Raw genomic sequence first — 7658 nt, forward strand, 5'->3', positions numbered from 1 at the left:
ACAGTGTTTCCGGGCATCTAATTGATGAAATTGGATAAAATTCCTCTCGATAGCCTCAAGGGTGTCGGCAGCAAGATGCTGGAGAAGCTCGAGCGGCTGGGGCTGGCCACGGTACAGGATCTGCTGTTCCACCTCCCCCTGCGCTACGAGGACCGCACCCAGGTGTGGCCCATCGGCGATCTGCCGCCCGGCCTGCACGGCGCCGTCGAGGGTGAAATCCAGGACACTCAGCTGGTGATGGGGCGCCGCCGCATGATGGTCTGTCGCATCAGCGACGGTACCGGCACCCTCACCTTGCGCTTCTTCAACTTCACCGCCGCCCAGAAAAACAGTCTGGCGGCGGGCCGTCTGATCCGATGCTTTGGCGAGGTGCGCCCCGGCAAATACGGGCTGGAGATGGCCCACCCCGAGTACAAGCTGCTCGGCGAGGAGCAAGTCGGCCAGACCGAAGAGGCGCTCACCCCCGTCTACCCGACTACCGAAGGGCTGCGCCAGCTCACCCTGCGCAACCTCACCGATCAGGCGCTGGCCCAGCTCGACCTCTATGGCGTGGAGGAGCTGCTGCCCGCCGGCCTCTATCCCCACCAGATTGAGCTGGCCGCCGCCCTGAAGCTGCTGCACCGCCCGCCCCCCTCGGTGGCGCTGCCGCTGCTGGAAAGCGGCCAGCATCCGGCCCAGCAGCGACTGGTACTGGAGGAGCTGCTGGCTCACAACCTCTCGGTACTCAAGGTGCGCGCTCAGGCGCAAACCCAGCTGGCCCGCGCGCTCAAACCGGCGCCCGAGCTGGTTGAACAGCTGCTCGGCGCCCTGCCGTTCAAGCCCACCGGCGCCCAGAGCCGGGTAGTGACCGAGATAAGCAAGGATCTGCAACAGAGCCACCCCATGATGCGGCTGGTGCAGGGTGACGTAGGCTCCGGCAAGACCCTGGTCGCGGCGCTGGCCGCCCTGCAAGCTATCGGCAACGGCTGTCAGGTGGGCTTGATGGCGCCGACCGAGCTGCTGGCGGAACAGCACGCCATCAACTTCGCCAAGTGGCTGGAGCCGCTCGGCATCGGAGTCGGCTGGCTGGCGGGCAAACAGAAAGGCAAGGCGCGGGAAGAGTCGCTGGCCGCGATCAAAGATGGCAGCGTCAAGATGGTGGTGGGCACCCACGCCATCTTTCAGGAGCTGGTGGTGTTCCAGCGCCTCGCCTTGGTCATCATCGATGAACAGCACAGATTCGGGGTGCATCAGCGCCTCGCCCTGCGCGAGAAAGGGGAGCGGGAGGGGGTACATCCCCATCAGCTCATCATGACCGCTACCCCCATCCCCCGCACGCTGGCGATGACAGCCTATGCCGACCTCGACACCTCGATCATCGACGAACTGCCGCCGGGCCGTACCCCCATCACCACTGTGGCGCTGCCCGACAGCCGTCGCGGCGATGTAATCGAGCGGGTCAAACTCGCCTGCACCGAGGGCAAGCAGGCCTACTGGGTCTGCACCCTGATCGAGGAGTCGGAGGTGCTGGAGTGTCAGGCCGCCGAGGATACCGCTGCCGAGCTGCAGAACCTGTTGCCCGATCTGCATATCGGGCTGGTACACGGCCGGATGCGGCCGGTGGAGAAACAGCGGGTGATGGAGGAGTTCAAGGCAGGCATACTGCAACTGCTGGTCGCCACCACCGTCATCGAGGTGGGGGTGGATGTGCCCAACGCCAGCCTGATGATCATCGAGAACCCGGAACGTCTCGGGCTGGCGCAGTTGCACCAGCTGCGCGGCCGGGTTGGCCGGGGGGCGGTGGCCTCTCACTGCGTGCTGCTCTATCATGCCCCCTTGTCCAAGACGGCCCAGAGCCGACTCGGGGTGCTGCGGGAGACCAACGACGGCTTCCTCATCGCCCAGCGCGATCTGGAACTGCGCGGCCCGGGGGAACTGCTCGGCACTCGCCAGACCGGTCTGGCCGACCTCAAGATCGCCGATCTGGTGCGGGATCAGCCGCTTATTCCGCAGGTACAGAAGATGGCGAGATTCCTGATGGATCGTCATCCCAACCATGTTGAACCCTTGATCCGCCGCTGGCTCGGTCTGCGAGACCACTACTCAAACGCCTGACAACCAATCCCAAAACAGGAGGAAAGCATCCATGAATTCCTGGCTACGCGGCCTGCTCTACACCTTCGCCTTCCTGCTGCTGTTTGTCTGGGTTGCCCTCGGCCTGTTCGACGCCGAGCGCGCCAAAGGCCCCATCGCCAGCTGGATCAGCCAGCAGACCGGCGTACCGGTCACCATAGGGCGACTGGTGTTCAACCCGCTCCACCCCTACACCCTGCTGGCAGAGCAGGTACGCTACGGCGATGCGGTCTCCCTCGACAAGATCTATCTGGAGATCGAGAGCATCGACTGGCTGAGCCGCGACGTGCGCATCGCCCATCTCGATCTCATTCGCCCCGCCATCAAGCTGCCGCTGCCCAACCAGCTGCCGAACCTGCCGGTGCACTCCCTCACCATCAGCGACAGCACCATAGACCGGCTCAGTCTGGAAAGCCCCGAGCTGACCCTGCGCGGTCTCAACGCCACCCTGAGCGACTGGGAGCTGATCGATCCGAAACGGCAGCCACAGGCCAACCTGAGCCTCAATATCGGCCAGCTGGAGACTCCGCAGTTCACCTTCGCCCGTCTCAACCTGCAAGGACGGCTGGAAGGAGAAGTGCTGCGCACCGACAAGCTGGTGACCAACCTGTTCGACGGTCTGCTGGAGACCGGCATGGTGCTGGACTGGCCCGCCCGCACCCTGCAACTGCATGACCTCAAGGCGCGCGGCATGCGGGTGGAGCTGGGGGATCTGACACAACAAGGCTTCCCGCAGCGCTTCCCGTTGCAAAGCGTGTCGCTGGATCGCGGCCAGCTGGACGGCGTCAGCCTCAACGACATCAATCAGGAGCTCTCCTTCAACAACTTCAGCGGCCAGCTCACCGCCTTCAACTGGCAGGCGGGCAACCAGCCCACCGGCTATCTGAGCGGCACCCTGGGCGACATGGGCCGTGGCCTGTTCCAGCTGGAGGAGATCAAGGGCAAGCTCGCCTTCTCGCCCCAGCAGATCGACGGCGAACTGCAGGGCAAGGCCTATGAAGGGGAGTTCAATGTCGAGCTCTCCCTCGATAGCCAGCAGCAGAAGCTGACCCTGAAAGACGTGGCGCTGAGCGGCATGGATATCAGCCTGCCACAGGGTTGGTGGCAGGATTGGCAGAGCTGGCGCCCGCAGCAGGTCGATATCCGCAAGCTGGCGTTCGACAAGCTCAAGGTGCTCTCCTTCGACGATACCCTGCCCCTGTCGCTGACCGGCTGGCAGCTCTATCTGAGCGATCTCGCCCTGCGCGATAACCAACCCGGCCCGCTGCTCGGCCGCGCCCGTATCGAGAGCAAGTGGTTCGAGCTGGTGTGGGATGGCCTCAGCGCCCGCAACGGCGAGCTGGATGGGGAACTGACCCCCAGCTCCTGGCAACTGGGAAAACTCACCAGCTCGCTGCCGGATGAGGGCACCTTCAACCTGAGTGGCCAGTGGGGCCGCGAGCCGGGCCAGAGCAGTCTCCTCCAACTGCAGGCGACCAAGCTGGATCTGCAGCAGTGGGGCAAGATATTTCACTCCCCTGTCTCGTTCGCCGGCAAGGCGGACGTGAGTGCCGACCTGCAAGCCGAACACGGCAAAACGGCGGGCGAGTGGCGCCAGACCCTGCAAGGCAGCTTTGCCCTCGATGCCGACGAGCCGTTCTGGGACAAGGTGAAGATAGATCCGCTGCTGGATGAGTGGTTCAAGGGCGCGACCCCGCCCACCCTGACGCCGGATCAGCTGTGGCAGGCGATGCAGGAGGGTGACACCCCCTTCTACCGCATCAAGCTGCAAGGCAAGATCGACAAGGGGCAACTACAAGTCGAGCAGGCTGGCGCCTCCACCATCACCCATCTACTGGCGCTGCAAGGGGGGATCGATCTGGTCAACGAGCAGTGGCAGCTGGATCTGGGGATCCTCAACGGCAACCACTGTGCCGAGCTGCTCGGCCAGTGGCGCGGGCCGCTGACGGAACCCACACTGGCATGGAGCTTCCCGCAGAAGCAGGACGCCTGCGGCTGGGAGGTAGGGGTGCGTTATCCGCCGCAAGGCAACAGCACCCCGCTCTGGCGACCGGCTCCCGCGCCGAAATCCCAAGCCCAAGTGCAGACCCAAGCCGGGCAGACAAGCGACAGCCAGCAAGGGTAAAAACAGACAAGGCCTCATGATGAGGCCTTGTTGTTTGATGGGGAAACGGCGCGGTTACTGGCCCGGACGGCGGGGCGGCTGCACCACGTAGTGGCCGCAGAACTCCGCCGCCAGCTTGCTGCCGCTGAACAGCTGGATCTTGAGGCTGAAGGTGGCAGGCTCACCCCGTTTGAGCGGCTGCAGCACGGCGGGCATCCCCTCGCGGGCCACTCGCGCCTCCGGCTCCTCATCAACAGGGCCATGATATTTGATGGTGCTCTCGGCCAGCACCGGCTCGCCCACCAGCCCCTCCTCTTTAAGCTGCAGCCAGATCAGCCCCCAGCCCGCCAGCACGCACTGGCTGTAGACACTGCCAGCGAACATGCTGCCATGCACGTTGAAATTGGCCGCCAGATTGGCCTTGAGATGGAAGGTCTGGCCATCGTAGTGGCTGATGTGCATCCCCATCTTCTCGCTGATGGGCACCCCGCGCGACCAACGGGTGGTGAGATCCTGACACCACTCCGGCCGGTACTGGATGGTCTGCAACGGGCTCAGGGATTTGATCATCTGGCGATGGGGAATCCGGCCGAAGGAGACGGGGCCGCCCCCCACTTCGAGAAAGCCGCACTTGCGATAGAACTCCACCGCCTCCTGACGGGCGTTCATCACCAGCCGTTTCACCTTCTCGCTGCGGGCCAGCTGCTCGAGATCCTCCACCATTTTGGCGCCCAGCCCTTGACCGCGATATTCGGGACGCAGCGCCATAAAGCGGATCTGCGCCTCGTCGCCGCCGATAAAGAGGCGCCCCACCGCGATGGGAGTGCCATCGGGTGCCAGCATCAACCGGTGAATGGCGACCGTGTCGTATTCGTCCCGCTCGGAACCGACGGGCAGATTGAAGGGCTTACGCAGAAGTTCCCAGCGCAACTGGTAGTAGGCATCCAGCTCGGCGACTGTCTGAGGGGTGACTACCCGGTACATAGTTTCATCCTTGAGTTACACTGGTCGGAAACCATCTTGCCGTGCAAATTCATGGACTTCAATCTGCAAGCGTACCAAGCCGATCACTTGTTGCACCTCAGCGTCAAACCCCAGCGCCGCCTCACGGTACAGGAAAATGACCAGCACCGCTGGCTGGAGATAGACGGCGTGGTGCAATCCGCCATGTCGCTCGCCGACCCCACAGCCCTCTGTCTGCCCCATCAGCGGGTCATCGCCTGCCTGCTGCCGGAACAGGCCGGGCAGATCCTCGAACTGGGGTTGGGTGGCGGCGATCTCACCCGCCATCTGAGTCAGCGCTGGCCAGATGCTCGCCACGAATGCGTTGACCTCGACGAAGAGGTGCTGACCGTTTATCAGCAGTTTTTCCAGCATCAGGAGTGCGATGAACACGCTGCTCCGGCACTCCATCAGGCCGATGCCCTCGCCTTTTTGGAGCAGAGCGAGCAGCAGTACGACCTCATCCTGCTCGATCTCTTCAGTCAGGATGGCAACCCGCTGCTGCTGTTTCAGGAGCGGCTCTACCGGGCGCTGGCACCCCGGCTGAACGGCACTTTGGTCATCAACCTGTTGCCACGCACCGAACTGGAGCTAACCCACGCCCTGACACTGATAGAACAGTGGATTGGCCCCGCCACCCCCTATCCGGTTGCGGGGCTTATCAACGTGATCGTCCACGTCACACCGCGGGACGAAACATCCTCAGACCTGTAGCCAGAAGGTCGTTGGTCCCTCGTTGACCAGCGCCACCTTCATGTCGGCGGCAAAACGGCCGGTTTCGGTCTGGATGCCGCTGGCTGAAGCCTTGGCCACGAAGTAGTCATAGAGCCGCTCGGCCTCGCTCGGGTGAGCACCGCAGGAGAAGCTGGGACGCATCCCTCGCTTGGTATCCGCCGCCAGTGTGAATTGGGAGACAACCAGCAGACTGCCGCCGATCTGGCTGACATTCAGGTTCATCTTGCCCTCCTGATCCGGAAAGATGCGATAACCACTGACCCGATGCAGCAACTTGTCGGCCTTGGCCTCGTCATCCCCCTGCTCTACCCCGAGTAGTACCAGCAATCCCTGACCGATGGCGCCGGTCACCTCCCCCTCGACAGTCACGCTGGCCTCGCTGACCCGCTGAATCAATGCAATCACATCCCTCTCCTTTGAAAACAGAACGACCGCCCCCTCGCAGGGGCGGTCGTCGATGCTACCAATAAACCGGTGGGCAAGGCGATGGCTTAGCCAAGCTCCTCACTCGCCGGTTTCTCATATTCACCGAGGCAGGCCGTGGTTTCAGCCCCCAGCAGCACCACCAGCCAGCTGAGATAGACCCAGACAAACAGGATCGGGATGGTAGCCAGCGCGCCGTAGATGGCCTGATAGGAGGGGAAGTTGGTGATGTAGATGGCAAAGCCGCGCTTGGCCAGCTCGAACAGGGTCGCCGCTACCAGCGCACCGATAAAGGCGTGGATCAGCCGCACCTTGCAGTTCGGCACCACGGTATAGACCAGCAGGAAGGTGAGCACCGAGAAGAGGAACGGCAAGCCGCGCAACAGCAGATAGCCGATGCCGAACAGGCTCTCGGCGCCAAACAGCCGCAGCGAGAAGATATAGGAGGAGATGGCGATACTGGCCCCGATAAGCACGGGCCCCAGGGTCAGGATCATCCAGTACATGGCAAAGGCCTGCGCCAGCGGGCGGCCCTGGGTCGAACGCCAGATGTAGTTGAGGTTCTTGTCGATGGCGGAGATCAGCATCAACGCCACCACCACCAGCGCCCCAATCCCCACTGCCGTGGTGTTGGTGGCATTGGCAACGAAGCCGTCGATGTACTCCTTGAGCATGTCTCCCGCCGTCGGCACGAAGTTGTGGTAGACGAACTGCTCCATCGCCTGCTTGAGGCTCTGGAACACCGGGAAGGCGGACATCATGCCAAAGACCACGGCGATCATCGGCACCAGCGAAAGCAGGGTGACATAGGCCAGATAACCGGCGGTAACCGTCAATCTGTCCTGCTGGAAACGGCCCCAGACAAACTGGGCAAAGTGGCGACCATCATGGCGCAAGAAGGAGAGGGCGTGGGCCAAACGGCCGCTGACAGGCTGCTGCATCTTGATTCTCGTTAGCGTCATAGTGGCAATATTGTGTCAGAGGAGAGCGCTGTTTGACCACCTTTGAACCCGATTTGCCTCCATCTGCCCCAACCTGTCACCCGGCTGGCGTCTCTGGCTGTCGCCAGAAGCAGAGATAAAAACGGCCCCGCTATGGGGCCGTTTGCAATGCCGGATTACAGCATGTAGTCCGCGGGCAGTTCGATGCGAGCGACGCCGGATTCCACCGCCGCCAGCGCCACGGCGCGGGCTACGCGCGGCAGCAGACGGGCATCCATCGGCTTGGGAATGACGTAATCCTTGCCGAAGGCAAGCTCGCTGACCCCAGCGGCGGTCAGCAC

6 protein-coding genes and 1 pseudogene are annotated in these 7658 nt (G+C 63.1%); 3 read left to right on the forward strand and 4 right to left on the reverse strand.

All coding sequences use genetic code 11. The features are described from left to right. Positions 1-24 precede the first annotated feature (24 nt). Together recG and DBR30_RS15920 are read left to right on the forward strand one after the other, a co-directional pair. Positions 25-2094 (forward strand): ATP-dependent DNA helicase RecG, encoded by a 2070-nt coding sequence (gene recG, locus DBR30_RS15915; protein ID WP_181363603.1) that lies wholly within the window; start codon positions 25-27, stop codon positions 2092-2094. A gap of 31 nt (positions 2095-2125) precedes the next feature. Further along, entirely contained in the window at positions 2126-4237 is a 2112-nt protein-coding gene (locus DBR30_RS15920) for an AsmA-like C-terminal region-containing protein (protein WP_108541305.1), read from the forward strand. 54 nt (positions 4238-4291) lie between these two features. Here DBR30_RS15920 and DBR30_RS15925 read toward each other — a convergent pair whose 3' ends face one another. Continuing rightward, the gene (locus DBR30_RS15925; RefSeq protein ID WP_069527624.1) at positions 4292-5200 is read right to left on the reverse strand and encodes a bifunctional GNAT family N-acetyltransferase/hotdog fold thioesterase; all 909 of its coding nucleotides are present in this window, start codon (positions 5198-5200) and stop codon (positions 4292-4294) included. Between the two features lie 51 nt (positions 5201-5251). Here DBR30_RS15925 and DBR30_RS15930 point away from each other — a divergent pair, with 51 nt between their 5' ends. Beyond that, complete coding sequence (locus DBR30_RS15930) at positions 5252-5932, forward strand: spermidine synthase (RefSeq protein ID WP_181363607.1); 681 nt, start codon at positions 5252-5254, stop codon at positions 5930-5932. On the opposite strand, the gene dtd is transcribed toward DBR30_RS15930, so the two are convergent. From dtd to DBR30_RS22355, 3 genes and pseudogenes are all read right to left on the reverse strand, one after another. After that, entirely contained in the window at positions 5921-6358 is a 438-nt protein-coding gene (gene dtd / locus DBR30_RS15935; RefSeq protein WP_108541304.1) for a D-aminoacyl-tRNA deacylase, read from the reverse strand. The genes DBR30_RS15930 and dtd overlap by 12 nt on opposite strands. 86 nt (positions 6359-6444) lie before the next feature. Further along, positions 6445-7317, reverse strand: coding sequence for a virulence factor BrkB family protein (locus DBR30_RS15940; RefSeq protein ID WP_005340664.1), 873 nt, complete (start codon positions 7315-7317; stop codon positions 6445-6447). A 176-nt stretch (positions 7318-7493) separates the two neighbouring features. Next, positions 7494-7658 (reverse strand): annotated as a pseudogene (locus DBR30_RS22355) (malate dehydrogenase); the annotation flags it as partial.

Source organism: Aeromonas sp. HMWF017 (genome assembly GCF_003061465.1).
Lineage (GTDB): Bacteria > Pseudomonadota > Gammaproteobacteria > Enterobacterales > Aeromonadaceae > Aeromonas > Aeromonas veronii.

Coding starts and splice junctions, on each gene's coding strand:
- DBR30_RS15925 (WP_069527624.1), bottom strand. CDS start 5,200: ATGTACCGGGTAGTCACCCCTCAGACAGTCGCCGAGCTGGATGCCTAC.
- DBR30_RS15940 (WP_005340664.1), bottom strand. CDS start 7,317: ATGCAGCAGCCTGTCAGCGGCCGTTTGGCCCACGCCCTCTCCTTCTTG.
- DBR30_RS15930 (WP_181363607.1), top strand. CDS start 5,252: ATGGACTTCAATCTGCAAGCGTACCAAGCCGATCACTTGTTGCACCTC.
- recG (WP_181363603.1), top strand. CDS start 25: ATGAAATTGGATAAAATTCCTCTCGATAGCCTCAAGGGTGTCGGCAGC.
- DBR30_RS15920 (WP_108541305.1), top strand. CDS start 2,126: ATGAATTCCTGGCTACGCGGCCTGCTCTACACCTTCGCCTTCCTGCTG.